Below are 20,428 nucleotides of genomic sequence, written 5' to 3' on the forward strand. Positions count from 1 at the left end.
GGCTGGCCTTTGTGATTGGTGGAGCCGACGGTCTGACCGCTGAGCTCAAGGCGCAGGCCCAATGGCGTCTAAGCCTCTCCCCGATGACCTTTCCCCACGAACTGGCGCGGCTGATGCTCGTGGAACAACTGTTCCGAGCCCAGGCGATTGTCCAAGGCAGCCCCTATCACCGCGCCTAGGGCTCGGCGATGGCCGCTGATCTCTCAGCCTCGACCATGCTGCACGTCATCGACAACCTTCTGCCCTCCAGGACCTATGCGACCTCTGCGACATCCATGGGCGGCTCAAGGAGGAACACGACGGCGATGCTCAGTTCAGATGGCGACCTGAGATCGGATCTCCCCGCTCCATCCACGCAGCCGCTCAGTAAGCCGTCGTCGATCGCCGCCTCGACGAAGCCCTGCTCCCGATGGCAATACCGTTCGCCCCCAAGCGGGCTGGAGTCGAGTGGTGGTGCAACACCAACAACGATCTCGACTGGCACATCGACAAGGACGAGCTGGAAGGCCAACGCGGCGGCCGTTTCGTGCTGCCGTTGCTATAAGCTGCATTCCAACCCCGCGTGAGCTGCGCTGGCGGCGAACTGCTGGCGGCCGACAACCCTCCGATCGAGAACGGATACCAGGAGCCGTTACCCACGTTCCGCTCGGTGATCTCAATCCCACCGGTGGTGAACCGCCTGGTGCTGCTCTCTCCCGGCATCCTGCATAGGATCAACCCGTTCGAAGGCGAGCGCTATTCTGTGGCCGTGAACATCTGGGAGCAAGCGCCCCTCACCACAACGGCTGCAGAGCCACCGGCTTGAATTTTTCGATCGAAATCGTCCAGGCCCGCGGGGAGAAAGCCTGCAATCCCGCTTTGAACGCAGCCGTATCCCCCGTGTTCAACCAGTCCGCCTTGAGCCTGGGCAGGTCCTCCGGCAGCCGTTCCATCGGCAGCTCCATCAGCAGCAGGCTGTCGGCTCCAGCCGCACGCTGCAGAACACCCTGATCACTGCGCTGCCACACCCGCAGCAGCAGCTCCAGCACCAGGACTTGGCCCAACGCCTCCGGAGCCTCACCCTGCGGAGCCACCTCTTTCTGAGACCGTCCCCCCAGGGGCAGGGCGCGCCGACCCTGCTGATTGATCAGCGCCATAGCCACGAGGTAAGGGGAGTCAGCCAACACAAGATTTCGAAGACCACCATCCTCACCGGATCCTCCCCTACAAGAAGAAGTGCATACGTACTATTTAGCCAGCTGTTGCTGCCGTGGAGCTCCAACACAGGCCGCTTCCCCTGCAACCCAAGCGCAGTCAGCTCACCCTGCCCCTGACTGGGGAACGCATCGCCGCTGGTTTCCCGTCCCCCGCCGATGACTACGTCGATGTGGGGATCGACTTCAAGGAACAGTTTATCCGGCATCCCACCAGCACGCAGCTGGACCTACCGAGCAATGACACGGCTGTGCTGCTGCAAGTGGCACGCCCCTTGGTGGCACGGATCTTTCGCCCCCACCGTCAACTGACCAAGGCCGGCGTGCTGAGGCAGCACTTGCAGAGCCACGACATCCTGCAGACCCATCTGATGGTGCCGATGAGTGAGGAGCAGCAGAAATGGGAGTGCCTGATGCAGACCATCGAGCGAATCAATCGGCGTTACAGGCGTGGAACCCTACAATGAGCCGGTTGCGGACTGCAGCCCAGTTGGTTGATGCGGCGTGAGCAACTCAGCCGCGCCGCCACCATCCGTCTGCAGGATCTGCCGGTGGTGAGGGCTTGATCACCGCAATCAAGACAGGCCTCAGACCTCCTGCAGCAACTGAATGACCTGCTCACGGGTGCTGAGCAGCAACACCATCCGCTCACCGTGGGCGTTGAGGCCCGTCTGCTCCCGCACCAGATCGGTGCTGGCCAGTGCCAATCCTCCGGTTTCAGTGAACAGCACCGGCAGGGTGCCCTGGTGCCCGCGCATGCCCTGTAGATCCAGTGCCTGACGAACAGCCCGCTGGACTTTCTTGGAACCCAGACGCTCCACGAAAACCGGCCAGAGATGGTTGACCGGATCGAGCGCGGCGAAATCAAGCTGCGAATCAGTCATCAGGACGGCAACAACGCAAGGGCTTCGCTGATCATCTGCGGGGTGACGGCAATGCGCTCAAGCGGATCGGCATTATCGAGATAGGTCTCAAACGAGGCGAACCGCTCGACCACGGGGTCGGCCCCCTCGGCGGCGCAAGCCTCAACCCAATCCCCCTCCTCCGGCTTCACCGCGACGTAGGCCTGCAGCGCTTCCTCCAGATCGCCGCCGTCGCCGACGCCCTCGCCGTGCCAGATCGTTTCGAAGAATTCAGACATCTTCAGCTCGAGGAACAGATCCTGTTGCAGTTTGCCCAAACCACGAGCCCATGGCTCAGGCGGCCGGGGGAACGGTGTAACTGGCGCAACGTTGTTGATCCAGATGGCCAATGTGTTTTCTCTCGGTGTAATAGAGCTCCTGATAGCGCAGCGCATCACGGTTGAGGTCATCGAAGAGGGCCTGAACCCGCACCTCCATATCCACGGAGGCCTGATCTGACGAAGCCTCCTGATCAATCAGTACAGCGATGCAGGATTCCAGGGTTTGCAGACACTGGCCGCCCCAGGCCTCCAACAGGTGCCGGCAGCGCTTCAAGCTTTTCTGCCGCTCCAGCAGAGCAGCAATGCCCCGCAGCTGCTCCAGCGGCTCTGCCAGGGCAACACGCTGCAATTCACCGGGCTCCAGCAGAGGCGTCAAGCGGGACACCAGCGTATTGCTCTCCAGCAACAGTTGATCGGTAAGCAAGCGAGGCAGATCGATGAGATCCAGACCCTCGCCGTCGTCATCGCAGCGGCTGATCGACTCCATGCGCCCCTCACCCAGATTGGTCTCCTCCAGATCCGTGATGGCCGCCCAGAGATGGCGGTGATGGGGAATGGCGAAATCCTCCAGTTCGCGTTTGCGCAGTTCCTGGCGAATCGTGGCCCGATGCCGAGGGCAATGCAGATAAAGCCGCAGCAGATCGGCCTCACAGTGCTCCCGCTGCCCGGATTCACTGGGCTGCTCATGACGGTTGGAGCGCCCATGCCAACGCTGGCCCTTCACCTGCTGGCGCAGGTCGTCCTCGAGCTGGAGCGCCAGGCGTCCTTGGCCACCACTGAGGCGCTCCGCCACCCGTTGGAGGTAGTGGGTGCGCACGGCGGACTGGGGGAGTTTGCCCAGCAGCCCCACCAGGGCCGTAACCGCCTGTTGGAATTGGTCGGCCCGGCTGAGATCGCGCTCCTCCAGCACCTGCTCGATCTGCCAATCCAGCCAGAGGGGGGCCTGATCGAGCAGAGCGCGGTAATCGCCGGCCCCGTTCTGTTTGAGGAACTCATCGGGGTCCTTCCCTGAAGGAAGGTGCAAAACCCGCAGCTCCAGCTGGCCCTGCATCGCCAGCTGTTCCATCTCGCCAATGGCCCGATTGGCTGCACGGACACCGGCGCCGTCGGCATCGAAATTCAGAACGATCCGCTTGCTGTCGCTGACGCGGCACAACTGGGTGATCTGCTGACTGCTCAGGGCCGTGCCGAGGGAGGCCACAGCGTTGGTAATGCCGGCGGCATGCAGGGCAATCACATCGAAATAGCCCTCCACCACCACAGCCCTGTCGTCCTTGCGGATGGCATTGGAGGCCTTGTCGAGACCGAACAGATGCTTTCCCTTCTCGAACACTTCGGTCTCAGGGGAGTTGAGGTATTTCGGTTCGCTGCCATCAAGGCTGCGTCCCCCGAAACCGATCACCCGGCCCTGACGGTCATGGATCGGAACCATGACCCGATGACGGAAGCGGTCATAAAACCCGTTGCCGCCCTTGCGGGGAACCACCAGCCCAGCAGCCTCGAGAAGCTCAGGCGCCAGCCCCTCAACCTGTTGAAGATGCTTCAGTAGACCATCCCACTGATCCGGCGCATAGCCGAGCTGGAAGGTCTCCTGGGTAGCGGAGCTAAGCCCTCTGGCCTCATTGAGGTACTTGAGGGCCTCTGCGCCCGTGGATGCCATCAACTGGCTGCGAAACCAACCGGCAGCCAGAGCCAGGGCCCGTTGCAGCTTGTCCCTGCGGGACAACTGTTGCCGCAGCCGTTCCTGCTGCGGACCATCCACCGTCTCGATCGGCAGCTGATAACGCCGCGCTAGATCCAGCACCACATCGCTGAAGCTCTGGCGCTGGAACTCCATCAGGAACTTGATGGAGTTGCCGCCAGCACCACATGAGAAGCAGTAGTAGAACTGCTTGGCGGGCGACACCGTCATCGACGGTTTGCTGTCGTCATGGAACGGACAGATCCCGACGAATTCCCGTCCCTTCTTCTTGAGCACCACGTGCTCGCCCACCACATCAACGATGTCGGCCCGTTCCTTCACGGCCTCGATCGTTCTGGGGTGCAGGCGAGCGTTCACCATCGGTCCATTCTGCGAAGTCGCAGGGTTCCGTGCACCCCGTCATCAGAACAGCCATGGCCGAACCGCAGAACCCACAACCCTGGTGGAACCGGGAATCGGTGCGGGGCAGCCGTGCCCTGATCCTCAGCTCCCTGGCCTTCAGCCTGATGACGGTCTGCGTCAAGCAACTGAACAGTCGGATTCCGGTGGCGGAAATCGTGCTGTGCCGGGCCCTGATCAGCATCGTTCTAACGGCTGTAGGCCTGCGCCTGGCTGGGGTCTGCACGTGGGGCCATCGACGGGGGCTGCTGCTGGCCCGGGGGGTGCTAGGCAGCTTGGCCCTGCTGTGCTTCTTCGAAGCGATTGACCAGCTGCCGCTCGCTTCAGCGACGGTGCTCCAGTACACCTACCCCACCTTCACGGCCTTGGGAGCCCTGTTGCTGCTGGGCGAGCCCCTGCGCAGGCGCATCAGTGCAGCGGTTCTGCTGGGCTGGATCGGCGTCACCCTGGTGGTGGAACCGCAGTGGCTCACAGGAACAGCCCAACCTACGCAACTGATCCCTGCCCTGATCGGTATTGGTGGCGCTCTGATGACCGCCCTGGCCTACGTGAGTGTGCGGCGGCTGTCTCAAACCGAGCATCCGTTGGTGATCATCCTCTACTTCCCGATGATCTCGGTTCCCCTGACCCTGCCCTGGGTTCTGCACCAAGGGGTCTGGCCCCAGGGCATCGAATGGTTCTGGTTGCTGGGGGTCGGGGTGATGACCCAGCTGGGCCAAATTTGGGTGACCGAGGGCCTGCGCTGTCTGCCCGCCGCCCAGGCCACGTCGATTAACTACGTGCAGGTGGTCTTTGCCGCTAGCTGGGGCTGGCTTTGGTTTGCAGAATCGATCAATGTCTGGCAGGTGGGTGGCGGGATGCTTGTGCTGGCCGCCACCCTGATCAGCCTGTCGGCGCGACGTTAGAGCTCAGGCTTTCTCCAACCCCAAGGGATAAGTCAGCCAGGCCTGGCGGTCTTCGGATCCACCCTTAAGCCTGGCCAGGCGCCAACTCTGACCACGGGAGCCACGCTGCAGAAACAGCTCAAACGGGCTATCCACCTGCACACGATCTCCGGGCAGTTGCCAATCGAAGCGGCCTGAAATCCTCAGGCCCTGCTCGTCACCCAGGGCAAAGCTTTCCTGATCCTCCACCCGTACCCGACTCACGCTGGGGGCGATGGGCATCGGAGTGAGATCGAGGGAGCTGGCAATGGCCGACTGGGTGAGCTGAATCTGCAGGGCCAGCGCTTCATTCAAAAGAGCGCGTGGCGGCTGAGATCCATTGCATGCCGTCAGTGAAACCACGATCGATAGAACGCACAGCACCTGAAGCAAACGGCGCACAATGCGCTTGAAAGCAGAGACAGGCAATGACAGCTGCGGCAACATGACGCGGTTGAAACCTCTCCCCATGATCGGCTGGCTGCAAGGACGACCGATGGAGTACTGGACCCAAGGCAATCGTAGCGGCGTTCTGCTGCTCTGCGGTGGGGTCGGTTATGAGGTGCACCTGACTGAGCGGCATCAGCACAAGCTTCCGGCTGATGGCGATCTGAACCTGTGGATTCATCAAGTGCAGCGAGAGGACGGCAGCAGCCTCTACGGCTTTCCCCTGCGCCAGGAGCGGGATCTGTTCCGACTGTTGATCAGCGTCAGCGGTGTGGGCTCCCAGGCGGGTCTGGCGCTGATGCAGGAATGCAAGCCCCAGGAGCTGGTGGAAGCGATCAGCAGCGGTGATCTGCGCCGACTCTGCAAGGCGCAGGGCATCGGAAAACGCACCGCTGAGCGCCTGGCGGTGGAACTCAGGGCTTCAATTGCTTCGTTCGCGGGCGTGGATCCCGCCCCATCGCTGGCGGAAGGCGTCAGCTCGGAGCAGATGCCGGCAAGCAGTGCCGACGTGGAAGCCACCCTCTCGATGCTGGGTTACGACGATCTGGAAATTCGTCGGGCCATCCGTGCAATCGCTGAGGGGGCAGATGGCCAACCACCTGCGGGAGACGACCAGGACGCCTGGCTGCGGAGCTGCCTGCAATGGCTGAGCCGCGAATCGGCCTGAGCCGTCCCACGCGAAGGTAAGCTGATTGTTTGCACTGACAGGGCCGCCCCCCGCGCATGTCGCTTGATACCACCAAGAAGCAGCAGCTGATCAACACCCACCAGACCCACGGCACCGACACCGGTTCTGCCGAGGTCCAGGTGGCCATGCTGAGTGAGCGGATCAGCCGTCTCAGCAACCACCTGCAGAACAACATCCATGACTTCTCCTCACGCCAGGGACTGCTCAAGATGATTGGTCGCCGCAAGCGCCTGCTGAGCTACATGCGCAGCAAAAGCGAACAACGCTACGCCGACACGATCGCCAAACTGGGCATCCGCGGCTGATCGACCTACCCCATGCCTGAGCAACGCAATGCCCTCCCCTTTGAGCCGAAAGGGTCTGGGAAGATGAGTAAGCCTGCTTCAGGGACGCCTCGGCATGAAGCCATTCCTCGCTACGTGGCCGATCGAATGACGCGCCGAGTGGCTGTGTTCACAGGCCTCCCGTCCCTTGCTGGGATGGGAGTTTTTGTTGGCAGTTATTTCGTCGTCACCCGTGGCATCGCCGACATCGCTCCTGGCCTCACGCTTACGGGATCCGGCCTGTTTTTCCTCTTGGGCCTGGTGGGCCTCAGTGTTGGCGTGTTGACCGCCAGCTGGGATCCCGAACCGGGTTCTCTGCTCGGCTTCGAGAATTTCAAGCCGAACATCCAGCGGATGAAGGAGTCGATCCGGGCCCAGAAGGAGTAGCAAAAGTAATCAAAGACCTGATCAAATTCTCCTGATCAGGAGAGCACGAGACGGTCGCTGCTGCGGGCTTCAAACGATTGGGTGCGCAGTGACGCGATCGCTGCATCAACGTTTTTGACGCAGAACTGGGAGCCAAGTCGCACATAGCGAACGTTGTCGCCGTGGCACACCTCGGCGACAACAGGCACTTTCACACCCAGCTCATCCCGCTCGGGGCGATGTTGGTTCAGGCATTTCCTCAGCTTGTGCTGAATGGCGATGTCGCTGGCCTGATCGGAGGAGAGTTGAACCAGCAGCAAATTGAGCTCATCAACGGCACGGCAGTCGTCAATGATCAGCTGCACGCGCTCGTCACGTCGATCGACCCCAGCCCACACCAAGAGGCGGGCTTCAGCCATCAGATGATCTGCGAGGCGGGCATAACTCTTGGGGAACACTACGGCTTCGCAACTTCCAGTGAGATCCTCGAGCTGCAGAATCGCCATACGATCGCCCTTACGGGTGGTAACTTGGCGCATTTCAGCCACCATCGCAATGGCACTCACCTTGGCTTTATCTAGCTGTTCTTCCAGGGAGCCCAGACCGATGGGCGCCAGCAACTTCGACGAGGGCGTGAGCTGTTTGAGCGGGTGATCCGACAGATAGAAGCCCACCAGATCTTTTTCGAGACGAAGCTTTTCGGTTGGAGGATAATCTGGCACCGGTGCAGCCTTGGGTGCATAGCTGAGATCCTCCGGCCCATTGGCATCGGCGGCAGGAGCCATCAGATCGAAGAGGTTACCCTGGCCGCTGTCTCGGTCTTTGGCCCGTGAGGAGGCCCAGTCGAGCAGCAGATCCAGATCAGCCATCAACTGAGCACGGTTGGCCTGCGGATCCATGGTATCCAAGGCACCGCAGTGAATCAACGACTCCAGACCACGGCGGTTGAGCACCGAAGAAGGGATCCGGTCACACAGATCCGCCAGGGAGCGGAAAGGTCCATCACTATCGCGGGCAGCGATCAATTGCCGGATCGCACCATCACCAAGGTTGCGAACGGCGGAGAGTCCGAACAGGATCCGATCGCCGTTGGGGGTGAAATCAGTGAGCGAGGCATTCACATCCGGGGGCATCACCTCAATCCCCATCGCACTGCAATTGGAGATGTAGCGCTGCACCTTGTCGGCGGCTCCGGCATTCACCGTGAGCAGGGCCGCCATGTAAGCGACCGGGTAGTGCGCTTTCAGGTAAGCCGTCTGGTAAGTGACTGCGCCATAGGCCGTGGAATGGCTCTTGTTGAAACAGTATTCAGCGAAGAGAACCATCTGATCGAACAGTTCGTCGGCGACCTTTTCAGCAACGCCGCGCTCTCCAGCACCCTGGACGAAGATGCCGCGATGCTTCTGCATCTCGGACACTTTTTTCTTGCCCATCGCCCGCCTGAGCAGGTCTGCCTGACCCAGGGAGTAACCGGCCAGATCCTGCGCGATCCGCATGATCTGTTCCTGATACACCATGATCCCATAAGTCTCTGACAGGATCGGCTCCAAAATCGCGTGGGCGAAATCGATCGCCTCCCGGCCATGCTTGCGGTTGATGAATTTGGGAATCAAGCCAGCATCAAGGGGACCCGGCCTGTAGAGGGCAAGGATCGAGGAGATGTCTTCCAGCGATGACGGCTTGAGATCACGAACGATCTGCCGCATTCCGCTGGATTCCAACTGGAAGATCCCCTCCAAATCACCTCTCGCCAGAAGGGCAAAGGTTTCTTCATCCTGAGGCGGCAGTTTGTCGGGGTCGACACGGGTGCCACTGCTCACCTCCACCAACTCGAGGGTCTTTTCGATCATCGTGAGGTTCTTCAACCCTAGGAAATCCATCTTCAACAGACCCATGGATTCAACGTCTTCCATGAAGTACTGCGTGATCACCTGACCGTCGTTGTTGCGCTGCAACGGCACTAGTTCATCAAGAGGGGCAGCGGCGATGACCACACCAGCTGCATGAACACCAAAGGTTTTGTTGGTGCCTTCAATCCGCATCGCCATGTCCACCCAACGCTTCACCGTTGGATCCGCCTCGTACTTCTCGCGGAACTCGGGGTTGGGTGATTCCTCACCGATCATTACCTTGAGCTTGGCGGGCTTGCCGCGAACCACTGGGATCAGCTTCGCCAGACGGTCGGCATCACCGTAGGGAATATCGAGCACCCGAGCTACATCCTTCAAAACCGCCTTGGAGGTCATTCGGTTGAAGGTGATGATCTGCGCCACCTTGTCCTCGCCGTAGCGCTCAGTGACATAGTCGATCACCTCACCACGACGCTCGATGCAGAAGTCGGTGTCGATATCAGGCATCGACTTGCGTTCCGGATTGAGGAAGCGCTCGAACAGCAGGCAGTTGGTGATCGGATCAATGTTGGTGATCCCCAGGCAGTAAGCGACAAGCGACCCTGCGGCGGAGCCACGACCCGGGCCGACGGGAATGTTCTGTTCCCGGGCAAAACGGATGTAATCCCAGACCACCAGGAAGTAGGTGGGGAATCCCATCTGCTCCATGATCTTGAGCTCATGGAGCATGCGCTCGGCGTAGTCGTCGGGCAAGGGAGCATCCGGGCTGAGCTCGAGCCGATCCCGCAATCCCTGCTCCGTCACCTCCCTCAGGTAGCTGACGGGGGTATGGCCCTCGGGAATGGGGAAGCGGGGCATTTGATAACGCCCGAGGATGTCGTAGAGCTCCACCTTCTCGGCCACCTTGACGGTGTTGGCGATCGCTTCCTCAACCACCTCAGGCTCGAGGTGATCCCCAAAGAGAAGGCCCATCTCCTCTTCCGTTTTGATGTATTCGGTACCGGTGTAACGCAGCCGCTTCTCATCGGTGATCAACTTGCCGGTGAGCACGCAGAGCAAGGCGTCGTGGGCTTCAACGTCCTGCTTGCTCAGGTAGTGGGCATCGTTGGTCGCAACGATCTGGATGCCGAGTTCCTTGGCAATTTTGACGATCTCCACGTTGACGATCCGATCCTCCGGGGATCCATGGTCCTGGATCTCGAGGTAGTAGTCGTCGCCGAAGACCTCCTGATACCACCCTGCCACCTTGCGAGCCACATCGGGGCGACCACGCAAAATCGCCTGGGCGATCTCGCCACCGAGGCAGGCCGTGGCGATGATCAGACCTTCGCTGTGTTGCTTTAGCAGCTCTTTGTCGATGCAGGCACGGGAGAAGATCCCGCGTCCCCGCATCCCCCGCAGGTGGCTAATGCTGGTGAGCTTCACCAGATTGCGGTAGCCGGTGGCATTTTTCGCCAACACCACCAGGTGGTATCGCTTCTCTTTCTTGGGTTGCGGGTCGTCAATGGACCCGTTGATCACATACATCTCATTGCCGATGATCGGCTTGAGATCTGTGCTCTGACAGAGCTTCAGCAGCTCAATCGCACCGTACATCACACCGTGATCGGTCAGGGCGATGGCAGGCATGCCCAGCTGCTTCGCCCGCTCCACCATGGCCGGCAACTGCGACGCACCGTCAAGAAGGCTGTAGTCGCTGTGGTTGTGGAGAGGAACGAAAGCCATGGGTTCAGACTAGGACCCAACGCAAGATCCAGCGTTCAGGGGGAACACAACCCCCACATGTGGCGCAACTCAGGGGACCAGCGCGGCTTCCGGACGTGACGCAAACACCTGGGCAGCCTGCTCGTACTGGTGAGCCACTTGAAGCAGACGCGGTTCATCCAACACATTGCCGATCAATTGCATCCCAATCGGTAGACCGGCCGCACTGAATCCACAGGGAACACTGATGGCCGGGAGTCCAGCCAGGTTGACCGGAATCGTCAGCAGGTCAGCCAGATACATCGCCAGAGGATCATCGGCGTGGGCGCCAGCCTTGAAGGCCGTGGACGGCGCTGTTGGCGTGAGCAGCACATCCACACTCTGGAAGGCCGCATCAAAATCTCGACGAATCAGGGTGCGCACCTGCTGCGCTTTTTTGTAGTAGGCGTCGACATACCCGGCAGAAAGGGCGTAGGTGCCGATCAGGATTCGCCGTTGCACCTCGGCGCCAAAACCTTCAGCACGGCTTCGCGCCGTCATCGCGGCAAGGCTCTCGGCGTCTTCGGCGCGGAAGCCGTATTTGACACCATCGTATCGCGCCAGATTGGCCGACGCCTCCGATGACGCGATCACGTAGTAAGTGGCGATGCCGTCGTTGAACCGGGGGCAGCTCACCTCCACCAGTTCAGCGCCAAGAGCCTCCAGCTGAGCAGCAGAGGCCTGCACCGACGCTTTTACCTCGGCATCGAGGCCTTCGGCGTCGAAGCACTCCTTGATCACCCCCACCTTGAGCCCCTTGATGGACTGGTTGAAGCCGGCACTGAAATCGGGAACCTCGGCATCAAGACAGGTGGAATCGCGGGGGTCGGGCCCTGCGATCACCTGGAGCAGTTCGGCCACGTCAGCAACGCTGCCGGCGAAGGGACCCACCTGATCCAGGGAACTGGCGAAGGCCACCAGGCCCCAACGGCTGATGCGGCCGTAGGTGGGCTTGAGGCCCACCACGCCACAGAACGACGCCGGTTGGCGGATAGAGCCACCGGTGTCGGAACCAAGCGAAGCGACGCAACTGCTGGCGGCGACGGCCGCTGCACTGCCACCGGAGCTTCCACCCGGCACATGGGCGGTGTTCCAGGGGTTCTGTGTGGCACCAAACGCGGACGTTTCAGTTGAGCCACCCATGGCGAACTCATCCAAGTTTGTCTTGCCCACCAACACACCTCCGGCTTGCCAAAGCCGCTCGGTGACCGTGGATTCGTAGGGCGGGACAAACTGCTCGAGCATGCGGCTGGAACAGGTTGTGCGAACACCTTTGGTGCAGAGGTTGTCCTTGATCGCCAGCGGCAATCCCGCCAAGGGGCCGAGCGTCACGCCGGCGGCCCGGGCTTCATCGATGCGGGACGCCTCAGCACGGGCTTTCTCGGCCGTGACTTCAACAAAAGCGTTCAGCGAAGGCTCAGAACTTTCGAGCCGCTTGAGGTGCTGATCAACGAGCTCGCGGGAGGAAATCTCGCCACTATGTAGTTGCTGACGCCACGCGCTGATCGTCATGTCCCTGCGATCCATTGCAGGGAGGACGCTATCAGCCGCAGGATCAGCCCTCAGCTGAGATGGTGAGGGGCTCAGAGCGCCGGGTCCGCAGCAGGGAGTGGCTGATCGACTGGGGTTGTTCCGACTTGACGTCGTCCAGGAAGGAACTGAGCTCGCTCTCCAGCCCCTTGCGGGTAATGAAAGGACCGAACCAATAGGTCACGTCAGGGCCTGAGGTCTGAACACGAGCCCACCAAGCGACTCCAAAGCCATTTGCAAGGCTGCGCAACGGCCGAATTAGGGGACTCATGGGAGGAACAGGACCTCGAGGCATTGTGCCCCGAGATATTGGAAAACCGTACTGTTTTCAGGGAGATAGCTGGATGTTCTGATCGAACAGCAAGGCAGCATCCGGCTGCGATGGATTCAGATCCAGATCAATCCGCTGTTCCGGGGCCTTCTCCACAGGAGCTTCAGGCTGTTCAGGGGAAGCAGCCGCCTCAGTTGCCTCAACGGGCGATTCAGCACCAGCAAGCTTGGGCCTCCGAATCGGCGGCGACGGCGCTTGGCCGTGAATGTCCTTCATCCAGTTGCGCCGTGCCACTTCGTACACACAAAGGGCTGTGGCGACGGAGGCATTAAGGCTTGGTGTGATGCCCCGCAGCGGGATGCGAACCAATTGGTCGCAATGGCGCTGGGTCATCAGCGACAAGCCCTGGTCCTCGGATCCGGTGACCAGCACCATCGGCCCACTGAGGTCGACATCGGTGAGGGTCACGTCCCCTTCAGCGGCAAGGCCCACCACCCTGTAGCCGGCGTCTTTGAGCTTTTCCAGAGACCGATTGAGGTTGACCACGCGCGCCACCGGCAGGTGTTCCAGGGCTCCGGCGGCCACCTTGGCGGCGGAACCGGTCAGGCCAGCACTGCGGCGCTGGGGGATCACCACACCGTGGGCTCCCATGGCCTCAGCAGAGCGAACAACCGCCCCGAGGTTGTGGGGGTCGGTGACACCATCCAAGGCCACCAACAACGGGGGTTCGCCCAGATCCGAGCAGCCCTCGATGAGGCTATCGAGATCAAGGGTTTCCGCCGCCGCCGTCTGCAGGGCGATGCCCTGGTGAACGGAACCACCTGTGATCTGTCCCAGCCGAGCCCAGGTCACCTCTTCCACAAGAACACCCGAGGCCTTGGCATCGCGCAGGAGCTGGAGAAATTTGGAGGCGCTGCGCATCTCCGCAGTGCACCAGATGCGATGGATGGGTCGTCCGGCCTCCAACGCGGCCTGGGTGGCATGACGCCCCCAAATCAGATCGTCCGCTGGGGGTGTGGCCGCTGCAGCCTCCGGTGCTGCATCCGGGCGCTGAGAACGGCCCTCGTCGTATCGGGATCTGGAACGCTGGGACGGTTGGCGTCGTTCATCCCCGGAGCGACGGCGGTCGCCGTACCGATCGTTGCGATCGCGAAAACGTCTAGGCCCTGGGCGTTCGTTTTGCGAGTCCGAACGGGAGGCGTTCTGATCCCGGTCGAAGGAACGGGAACGGTTGCCGAACTGCTCTCTCGGGCGATCACCAAAGCGTTCTCCGGATCGATCACCGAAACGATCCCCAGAGCGCTCACCAAACCGATTGCCGGGTCGATCACCACCTCGCGACTGTTCCCAGCCTGCATCCCGTGGAGCGCGTCGTTCGCGATAACCCCCGCCATCACGCTCAGGTTTGGCATAAGGGGAACGACCGCCATCGGAACGGCGGTTGCTGGGCATGGGGCGACCATTATCCAAGCGCCCCATCGAGGAGCTGCCAGCGGATGCGGGTCCACTGGGCGGCCTGCCTCCTGGTGGTCGACCGCTCCCACTCCCTCCTGGCCCCGAACGGCCATCGCGGGACGGGCCGCTGGAGCGGCGTTCAAAGCGAGGGCTCATGGTGTGCGAGGCAACGTTATGGGTTGGATCCGGCTTGCTCCAAGTGATCGAAGAGCTCCGCAAGCCGGGCTGGATTGTTCAGAAACAGCCAGCCCACCATTGTCTCAAACCCTGTGGCCCTTCCATAAACAGCAGCGTCCGCGCGCCGTGGACCCCGACCGGCACTGTTGCGGCCCCGACGCACCAGATCGAGTTCCTCTGAACTGAGGAGTTCACGGTCTTCCAGCCAGCTCAGCAAGCGGGACTGGGCGTCCGCACGAACATCGGCCACAACAGCCCGATGCAATTGATCAGAGCGTCCAGGCCTCGCTCCATGGCGCAGCCGTTGATGCAGCTCCCACACGGCATCGCCAATCCAAGCCAGTTGCAATGGCCCCAGCTGTTCGTTGATGTCCCTGGGATACTGGCTTCTAATCCAATCGCTCAAGCGGCTAACTGGTTCATGGCTGTGGTCAGATCCTCAACCAGATGAAGGAACTCCTCAAGACGCACCAACTTGATCGTCTGCGTCACCCTGGAGTTCCCCACCAGCAGAAACGACCGCTTGGCATCCGTGTATTGCTTGGCAAGCTGCACCAGCGCCCCAAGGCCGGATGAATCGAGGAAATCGATCTTGCTGAGATCGAGAACAGACGGAAGCTTGTTTGCCTTCAAAACATCGCCCACGTACTCCATGAACTGCTTCTCGGAGTAGGCATCCAGCTGACCGGTGAAATGAAACACTAGACAGCCATTTTTCTGTTCGAATCCGCCCCGGAGAGAGACGGTTAGTCGCTGCAATTCGCTGATGGGATCAAGCCCCCCAGGCATCATCGGCACGAAGTGTAGTGATGCTGAGCGTTGGCTACCACCTCATCAACGGCGATCGGCCATCAGCGTCATAAAGCGGGCAAAATGATAGTCGGCGTCATGAGGGCCCGGACTCGCTTCCGGGTGGTATTGCACCCCGAAAACAGGCTTTTGACGGTGGGCAATCGCTGCAACGGTGCGGTCGTTCAGATTGAAGTGGGTGACGTCAATGACGTCTGAATCCAGCGAATCGGCGGAGAGGGCAAAGCCGTGGTTCTGACTGGTGATTTCAACCTGGCCTGTGGTGCCACAGGGATGGTTCAAACCGCGATGGCCATAGGACAGCTTGAACGTCTCTCCGCCCAGGGCCAGACCAAGAATCTGATGGCCCAAACAGATGCCAAACAGGGGTAGCTCGGATTGCTCCAGCAACAGCTTGGCCAGGGCAATCCCGTGAGTTACCGCTGCTGGGTCGCCAGGACCGTTGGACAGAAAGACACCATCCGGGCGATGGGAGAGAACCGTGGCCAGATCCGTGTCTGCCGGCAGAACCGTGACATCACAGCCATGGGCGACCAGTCGATCGAGAATGGCGCGCTTGATGCCGAAATCGATGGCGACAACGCGGAAGGGCGCGTCGCTGTGGCGCTGCAAACGCTGATCGAAGCCAACACTGCAGGCCTGATTCCACTGGTAGGGCTCACGGGTGGTGACGCGGTCCGCCAGGTTCAGCCCCTGCATCGACGGGGCCTGCTTCAGGAGCTCCAGCAACTGCGCCGGAGTCTGGCCGTCACTGCTGATCACGCCATTCATGGCCCCCACTTCACGCAGATGGTGCACCAAGGCACGGGTGTCCAAACCGCTGATGCCCACCAGCTGATGGGTCTGCATCCAGCTCTCGAGGGGCTGTTCACAGCGCCAGTTGCTGGGCAATGGGGCCAGCTGGCGGGCAATCACGCCACGGGCATGGGGGCGATCAGCTTCTTGATCGTCAGCATTTACCCCGGTGTTGCCGAGTTCGGGATAGGTGAAGTTTACCAACTGTCCGGCATAGGAGGGGTCTGTCAGCACCTCCTGGTATCCGGTCACGCCGGTGTTGAACACCACCTCACCGATGGTGGTGCCGCGATGGCCGAAGCCGACACCGGTGAGAACCGTGCCATCGGCAAGGACGAGATAGGCCTTGTCTGATGGGGAATCGGGCATCAAAGGGCCGCCGCAGGTCATCACTCATTCATTCTCCATCTCCGTCGGACAGCGCATCCCGCAGAGCCACAAGCTTGTCCCAGGCCTTGCCTTGGTTGAGAACGGTCACAGTCTGAGCAACAGCAGCCGGCAGATCGCTTTGCAGCCCGGCAGCCCAGAGCACCAGTGCTGTGTTGAAGGCCACCACCTCCGTCTGTGCCAGGGATCCCTGCCCCTGCAGAACGTTCTGAAGGATCTGCTGGTTCACCGTGCAGTCACCACCGCGCAGCAGATCGAGACCGGCACGGGTCAGGCCCAGGTCTTCAGGGGAAACCTCCTTTGTGGTGATGCCCCCGGATTCGATCAAACGCAAGACATTGGGTCCCGCCAACGAAGCCTCATCGAGGCCTCCAGCGCCGTGAACCACGACGGCACGGCTCAAGCCCAATTGCTGCAGAGCGCCCGCCATGGGGTCGAGAAGTTCCGGACGCGCCACGCCCAGAACCTGCGCCTGGGGCTGCAGCGGATTGACCAGGGGGCCCAACAGGTTGAACACCGTGCGCACCCCCAGGGTGCGTCGCAGCGGCGCCAGATTCACAAGAGCTGGATGCCAGGCGGGAGCGAACAGGAAGGTGACACCGGTTTCCGGCAAAGCCTCCACCACCTTGGTCAACGGTGCCTTGAGGTTGAGGCCGAGCCCCTCGAGCACATCGGCTGAACCCACCTTGCCGCTGGCGCTGCGGTTGCCATGCTTGGCCACATTGACACCGCAAGCCGCGGCGGTGAAGGCGACCGCCGTGGAGATGTTGAAGGTGTCTGCACCGTCACCTCCAGTGCCGCAGGTGTCGACCATAGCCAGATCGGGCCGGGCGCAGGGAAGGGGGCAGGCATCGCGAAGGACAGCCGCCATGGCCGCCAGCTCATCGGCCACCATCCCTTTGGCCCTCAGTCCAGCCAGAAACGCCCCGGTCTGCACGGGTTCGAGCTCTTCAGCCAGCCAGGCACGCATCAGGGCAACAACCTCATCGGAGCTGAGGTTGTTGCCCTGCAGCAAATGGTCCAAGCAACCGGACCAGGAACGCGGGTCTGAAGACATGGAGGGGAAGCTGGCAGTAAAAAACCCGGGGTGCGAAGCACGCAGGGCCAGATGATGGGGACAGGCCCACTATCACTCAGATCAGCGGCGAACGACCAGCCGTTGAAGCCGGATGCCTAGGTTGACCTTCCAACGGGACCCACGAGCTCGCATGGCCGCCCTTCGTCTCGATCTGATCGGCCGCTATCTGCGTCCCCATCGCCGCACGGTGCTGCTGGGAGCCATCGCCTTGGTGGTGGTCAACGTTCTACGGGTCACGATCCCGATGGAAGTGCGCAGCGTTGTGGACGAGCTGCAGGAGGGATTCAGTTACGCCGGAGTCCTGCGCCAGGCGGGATGGGTTGTGCTGCTCGCCAGCATCATGGGCGTGATCCGGCTGGCCTCGCGTCAACTCATCTTCGGAGTGGGTCGGCAGGTGGAAGTGGATCTGCGTCAGCGCCTGTTCGAGCACATGCTCCGCCAGGAACCCGATTGGATTCAGAGCAAGGGCAGCGGTGAAGTGATCAGTCGCTCCACCAGCGATGTGGAAAACATCCGGCGCCTGCTCGGATTCGCGATTCTCAGCGTGACCAACACGCTTCTGGCCTATGCGCTGACGCTGCCCGCGATGTTAGCCGTCGATCCGTGGCTGACCCTGGCTGCCGTCGGGCTCTACCCCATGATGCTCAGCACAGTGCGCTTATTCGGTGGGCGCATGATGCGTCAAAAGCGCGCGCAGCAGGAAGAACTCTCCGCCCTGAGCAACCTGATTCAGGAGGATCTCTCGGGGATCGGGGCCATCAAGATCTACGGCCAGGAGGGGGCAGAACAGGAGGCCTTCGCCACACGCAACCGCCGCTACCGCGACAGCGCCATTCGGCTGGCGCGAACACAAAGCACTCTGTTCCCGCTGCTTCAGGGCATTTCCTCCCTCTCTGTTCTTTTGCTGCTGGCCATCGGCAGCGGGCAACTCGAAGCTGGTCGTCTGAGCATTGGAGGACTGGTGGCCCTGATCCTTTATGTGGAGCAGCTTGTCTTCCCAACGGCACTACTGGGATTCACGCTCAACACCTTCCAGACCGGCCAGGTGAGCCTCGAGCGGGTGGAGGAATTGCTGAAACGGGAACCAGAGATCAAGGACCCTGATCCCTCTGATGTTCAGCCCCATCCAACGAGTGAACGCCGGGGGTGTTTTGAAGCCCGCGGCCTGACGGTCCAATACCAAGGCGCGGAGCAGAGCACTCTCACTGGCCTGAGCTTCTGCATCGAGCCAGGGGAGTTGGTGGCCGTTGTGGGGGCCGTGGGCTGCGGCAAGACCACCCTGGCTCGGGCATTTGGTCGCATGGTTCCCCTGGAACCGGGACAACTATTCCTGGATGGCATGGATGTCACCCAGATGCCGTTGAAAACGTTGCGCCGTGACGTGGCAATCGTTCCCCAGGAGGGCTTTCTGTTCACCAGCACCCTGGCAGACAACCTTCGCTACGGCGACCCTGACGCCAGTGAGCAGCGGGTTGAGCTGGCGGCAGAGCAAGCCCGTCTGGCTGATGACGTGAAGGGCTTTCCCGATGGTTTCGGAACCATCGTTGGGGAACGCGGCATCACGTTGAGTGGTGGTCAACGTCAACGCACAGCCCTAGGCCGGGCCTTGCTGATGTCAGCGCCGGTGTTGATCCTCGATGACGCCTTGGCCAGCGTTGACAACAACACGGCGGCGGCGATTTTGGATTCGATCCGAGCTCAGGATGATCGGACCATCGTGATGATCAGCCATCAACTTTCAGCCGCAGCGGCCTGTGATCGCATCCTGGTGATGGAGAACGGACGCATCGTTCAGCAGGGACACCACAACGCCTTGATCCAACAGCCGGGTGTGTACAAACGTCTTTGGCAGCGTCAGCAGGCATCGCAACAACTGGATGCGTTGGCTTCCTAAAGAATCTCCGGATGGTTTCTGACAACTCCAACGTCCGTGGCTTAGCTGTGAAGGAAATTCCTTGCTTATGACCAGCGGATCCCCTTTTGCGGTGCGCTGCACGCTCACCTTTGGCGATATTTATGGACAGGTGCTGGCCTGGATGGCCGTCATTTTTGTGAGCCTTGCTGCGGGGCTTGCCCTAATGGGCTCGTCGCGACCGGTGTTTGCGCTAGTGGGAGTGGGGCTGATTTTGGTGCTCAGCCTGCCGTTTCTGCTCTTCGCCTTCGTCACAACGCTGCTGAATCACATCCAGCTCAACCCGGTTGAGGGGGAAGCCAACGCGTCCTAAGCATCCACGGCAACAAGAAATGAGGGCATATCAACACGTCCGGAACGGTTGCTCCGAGACCTAGGAAGCATGGATAGCTTGCTAATTGAAATTCGCATGGTGGAGGTTCCGCAGGACGAGACCACTGTTCCTTGGTCGGCCATCACCAGAAGCTCATTCCATCCTGCACAGCGATTGGCAGCAGACATTCCTGGCGCAGGAGCTATGTCTGGTTCAATAGAATTAACAGCCTGTTTTTCTTTATCAGAAACACCTTCCTTAATCAACACAATTGCTTGCAATTCATTGATCCATCAAATTCGTCTTTCTTTCTGGCCATGTTCCAGCCATTAGCAAAATCTTCTCCACCCCTGATGACAGTCTCAATGGTGTCAACAGCCAAATGGGCCTGACACGCAGACTCGCTTCGAGACGGCTCAGCAACAGCACCATTCAAGCTGAAAACTGCTGACAAAAGAACCAACACCTTTCTGCTGAACATTGTTCAAAGAAGAACCACTCTTCAATACAACTTTTGATTCGTTCCTTTGTATCCTTCACTTGGGGGAGCAATCACTGAGAATTCATTGATTGCCCTCTACACGGCAGCATCACAGCGTTGAATCAACTGCCTAAGCTCTGCGGATCAACGCAATCAACATGTTTCCTTCCTGGCTGTCTCCCCGCGGCGGCGCTGAATCATCTGCACCGGCAACGCACGCTGTGTTGGGAACACCGCTGAAGGCCCCACTGATGGCCGACCAGGAGGAAGCAATCTTTGCCTGTGGGTGCTTCTGGGGTGCTGAAAAAGGGTTTTGGCGACTCCCAGGGGTGGTGAGCACTGCCGTGGGCTACGCGGGCGGCCAAATCGAGCAACCGACCTACAACCAGGTCTGCTCCGGCA

The 20,428-nt window shown here is 60.7% G+C and carries 25 protein-coding genes; 12 read left to right on the forward strand and 13 right to left on the reverse strand.

From position 1 onward, the window contains the following. The 3 genes from ACGVJ8_RS10145 to ACGVJ8_RS10155 form a co-directional block, all read left to right on the forward strand. The coding region (locus ACGVJ8_RS10145; protein WP_392347800.1) for a 23S rRNA (pseudouridine(1915)-N(3))-methyltransferase RlmH at positions 1 to 179 on the forward strand (179 nt) is incomplete at its 5' end. A 230-nt stretch (positions 180 to 409) separates the two neighbouring features. Further along, a complete protein-coding gene (locus ACGVJ8_RS10150) occupies positions 410 to 544 on the forward strand; it encodes a hypothetical protein (RefSeq protein ID WP_392347762.1) in 135 nt (44 codons plus the stop codon). An 18-nt stretch (positions 545 to 562) separates the two neighbouring features. Beyond that, the gene (locus ACGVJ8_RS10155) at positions 563 to 805 is read left to right on the forward strand and encodes a 2OG-Fe(II) oxygenase (RefSeq protein WP_392347764.1); all 243 of its coding nucleotides are present in this window, start codon (positions 563 to 565) and stop codon (positions 803 to 805) included. On the opposite strand, the gene ACGVJ8_RS10160 is transcribed toward ACGVJ8_RS10155, so the two are convergent. Continuing rightward, complete coding sequence (locus tag ACGVJ8_RS10160) at positions 774 to 1,163, reverse strand: hypothetical protein (protein ID WP_392347766.1); 390 nt, start codon at positions 1,161 to 1,163, stop codon at positions 774 to 776. The genes ACGVJ8_RS10155 and ACGVJ8_RS10160 overlap by 32 nt on opposite strands. An 86-nt stretch (positions 1,164 to 1,249) precedes the next feature. On the opposite strand from ACGVJ8_RS10160, the gene ACGVJ8_RS10165 reads away from it, so the two are divergent. Beyond that, a complete protein-coding gene (locus ACGVJ8_RS10165) occupies positions 1,250 to 1,660 on the forward strand; it encodes a hypothetical protein (RefSeq protein WP_392347768.1) in 411 nt (136 codons plus the stop codon). Between the two features lie 12 nt (positions 1,661 to 1,672). Next, a complete protein-coding gene (locus ACGVJ8_RS10170) occupies positions 1,673 to 1,759 on the forward strand; it encodes a DUF4113 domain-containing protein (protein WP_392347802.1) in 87 nt (28 codons plus the stop codon). A 21-nt stretch (positions 1,760 to 1,780) separates the two neighbouring features. On the opposite strand, the gene ACGVJ8_RS10175 is transcribed toward ACGVJ8_RS10170, so the two are convergent. From ACGVJ8_RS10175 to dnaG, 3 genes are read right to left on the reverse strand one after another with little or no spacing between them, the layout of a single operon-like run. Next, positions 1,781 to 2,077 (reverse strand): hypothetical protein, encoded by a 297-nt coding sequence (locus tag ACGVJ8_RS10175; RefSeq protein WP_392347770.1) that lies wholly within the window; start codon positions 2,075 to 2,077, stop codon positions 1,781 to 1,783. After that, entirely contained in the window at positions 2,077 to 2,334 is a 258-nt protein-coding gene (locus tag ACGVJ8_RS10180) for a hypothetical protein (RefSeq protein ID WP_392347804.1), read from the reverse strand. Before ACGVJ8_RS10180 ends, ACGVJ8_RS10175 begins: the two co-directional genes overlap by 1 nt. A 55-nt stretch (positions 2,335 to 2,389) precedes the next feature. Continuing rightward, complete coding sequence (gene dnaG / locus ACGVJ8_RS10185; protein ID WP_392347772.1) at positions 2,390 to 4,438, reverse strand: DNA primase; 2,049 nt, start codon at positions 4,436 to 4,438, stop codon at positions 2,390 to 2,392. Between the two features lie 53 nt (positions 4,439 to 4,491). Between dnaG and ACGVJ8_RS10190 the strand changes: the two genes are divergently transcribed. After that, positions 4,492 to 5,382: a DMT family transporter gene (locus tag ACGVJ8_RS10190; RefSeq protein ID WP_392347774.1), complete on the forward strand. Its 891-nt coding sequence runs from the start codon at positions 4,492 to 4,494 to the stop codon at positions 5,380 to 5,382. Between the two features lie 3 nt (positions 5,383 to 5,385). On the opposite strand, the gene ACGVJ8_RS10195 is transcribed toward ACGVJ8_RS10190, so the two are convergent. Continuing rightward, positions 5,386 to 5,847: a hypothetical protein gene (locus ACGVJ8_RS10195; RefSeq protein ID WP_392347776.1), complete on the reverse strand. Its 462-nt coding sequence runs from the start codon at positions 5,845 to 5,847 to the stop codon at positions 5,386 to 5,388. 22 nt (positions 5,848 to 5,869) lie between these two features. Here ACGVJ8_RS10195 and ruvA point away from each other — a divergent pair, with 22 nt between their 5' ends. Genes ruvA through ACGVJ8_RS10210 form a run of 3 tightly spaced genes read left to right on the forward strand, consistent with a single transcriptional unit; the run spans position 5,870 to position 7,245 of the window. Next, the gene (gene ruvA, locus ACGVJ8_RS10200) at positions 5,870 to 6,514 is read left to right on the forward strand and encodes a Holliday junction branch migration protein RuvA (RefSeq protein ID WP_392347806.1); all 645 of its coding nucleotides are present in this window, start codon (positions 5,870 to 5,872) and stop codon (positions 6,512 to 6,514) included. Between the two features lie 56 nt (positions 6,515 to 6,570). Further along, positions 6,571 to 6,840 carry a 30S ribosomal protein S15 gene (gene rpsO, locus ACGVJ8_RS10205; protein WP_392347778.1) on the forward strand — a complete coding sequence of 90 codons (270 nt, stop codon included), beginning with the start codon at positions 6,571 to 6,573 and terminating at the stop codon, positions 6,838 to 6,840. 12 nt (positions 6,841 to 6,852) lie between these two features. Continuing rightward, positions 6,853 to 7,245 carry a PAM68 family protein gene (locus ACGVJ8_RS10210; RefSeq protein ID WP_392347780.1) on the forward strand — a complete coding sequence of 131 codons (393 nt, stop codon included), beginning with the start codon at positions 6,853 to 6,855 and terminating at the stop codon, positions 7,243 to 7,245. 35 nt (positions 7,246 to 7,280) lie between these two features. On the opposite strand, the gene ACGVJ8_RS10215 is transcribed toward ACGVJ8_RS10210, so the two are convergent. The 8 genes from ACGVJ8_RS10215 to trpD all read right to left on the reverse strand — a co-directional run bounded on the left by ACGVJ8_RS10215 (position 7,281) and on the right by trpD (position 17,299). After that, positions 7,281 to 10,799 (reverse strand): DNA polymerase III subunit alpha, encoded by a 3,519-nt coding sequence (locus tag ACGVJ8_RS10215; protein ID WP_392347782.1) that lies wholly within the window; start codon positions 10,797 to 10,799, stop codon positions 7,281 to 7,283. A gap of 69 nt (positions 10,800 to 10,868) precedes the next feature. Beyond that, the gene (gene gatA, locus ACGVJ8_RS10220) at positions 10,869 to 12,344 is read right to left on the reverse strand and encodes an Asp-tRNA(Asn)/Glu-tRNA(Gln) amidotransferase subunit GatA (RefSeq protein WP_392347784.1); all 1,476 of its coding nucleotides are present in this window, start codon (positions 12,342 to 12,344) and stop codon (positions 10,869 to 10,871) included. A gap of 28 nt (positions 12,345 to 12,372) precedes the next feature. Next, positions 12,373 to 12,618, reverse strand: coding sequence for a DUF1816 domain-containing protein (locus ACGVJ8_RS10225; protein WP_038555362.1), 246 nt, complete (start codon positions 12,616 to 12,618; stop codon positions 12,373 to 12,375). Between the two features lie 57 nt (positions 12,619 to 12,675). Beyond that, entirely contained in the window at positions 12,676 to 14,229 is a 1,554-nt protein-coding gene (gene rlmB / locus ACGVJ8_RS10230; RefSeq protein ID WP_392347787.1) for a 23S rRNA (guanosine(2251)-2'-O)-methyltransferase RlmB, read from the reverse strand. 16 nt (positions 14,230 to 14,245) lie between these two features. Then, on the reverse strand, positions 14,246 to 14,656 hold the full coding sequence (locus ACGVJ8_RS10235) for a Mini-ribonuclease 3 (RefSeq protein WP_392347789.1): 411 nt from the start codon (positions 14,654 to 14,656) through the stop codon (positions 14,246 to 14,248). Then, positions 14,653 to 15,042, reverse strand: coding sequence for an STAS domain-containing protein (locus ACGVJ8_RS10240; RefSeq protein WP_392347808.1), 390 nt, complete (start codon positions 15,040 to 15,042; stop codon positions 14,653 to 14,655). The genes ACGVJ8_RS10235 and ACGVJ8_RS10240 overlap by 4 nt, the downstream gene beginning before the upstream one ends. Positions 15,043 to 15,084: 42 nt before the next feature. After that, on the reverse strand, positions 15,085 to 16,245 hold the full coding sequence (gene carA / locus ACGVJ8_RS10245; protein ID WP_392347791.1) for a glutamine-hydrolyzing carbamoyl-phosphate synthase small subunit: 1,161 nt from the start codon (positions 16,243 to 16,245) through the stop codon (positions 15,085 to 15,087). Positions 16,246 to 16,252: 7 nt separating this feature from the next. After that, on the reverse strand, positions 16,253 to 17,299 hold the full coding sequence (gene trpD, locus ACGVJ8_RS10250) for an anthranilate phosphoribosyltransferase (RefSeq protein WP_392347793.1): 1,047 nt from the start codon (positions 17,297 to 17,299) through the stop codon (positions 16,253 to 16,255). Positions 17,300 to 17,450: 151 nt separating this feature from the next. On the opposite strand from trpD, the gene ACGVJ8_RS10255 reads away from it, so the two are divergent. The 3 genes from ACGVJ8_RS10255 to ACGVJ8_RS10265 form a co-directional block, all read left to right on the forward strand. Further along, complete coding sequence (locus tag ACGVJ8_RS10255) at positions 17,451 to 19,214, forward strand: ABC transporter ATP-binding protein (protein WP_392347795.1); 1,764 nt, start codon at positions 17,451 to 17,453, stop codon at positions 19,212 to 19,214. A gap of 67 nt (positions 19,215 to 19,281) precedes the next feature. Then, complete coding sequence (locus ACGVJ8_RS10260) at positions 19,282 to 19,545, forward strand: hypothetical protein (RefSeq protein WP_011364125.1); 264 nt, start codon at positions 19,282 to 19,284, stop codon at positions 19,543 to 19,545. Between the two features lie 639 nt (positions 19,546 to 20,184). After that, a partial coding sequence (locus tag ACGVJ8_RS10265) for a peptide-methionine (S)-S-oxide reductase (RefSeq protein WP_392347798.1) occupies positions 20,185 to 20,428 on the forward strand: 244 nt, incomplete at its 3' end.

Source organism: Parasynechococcus sp. (assembly GCF_042954245.1).
Lineage (GTDB): Bacteria > Cyanobacteriota > Cyanobacteriia > PCC-6307 > Cyanobiaceae > Parasynechococcus.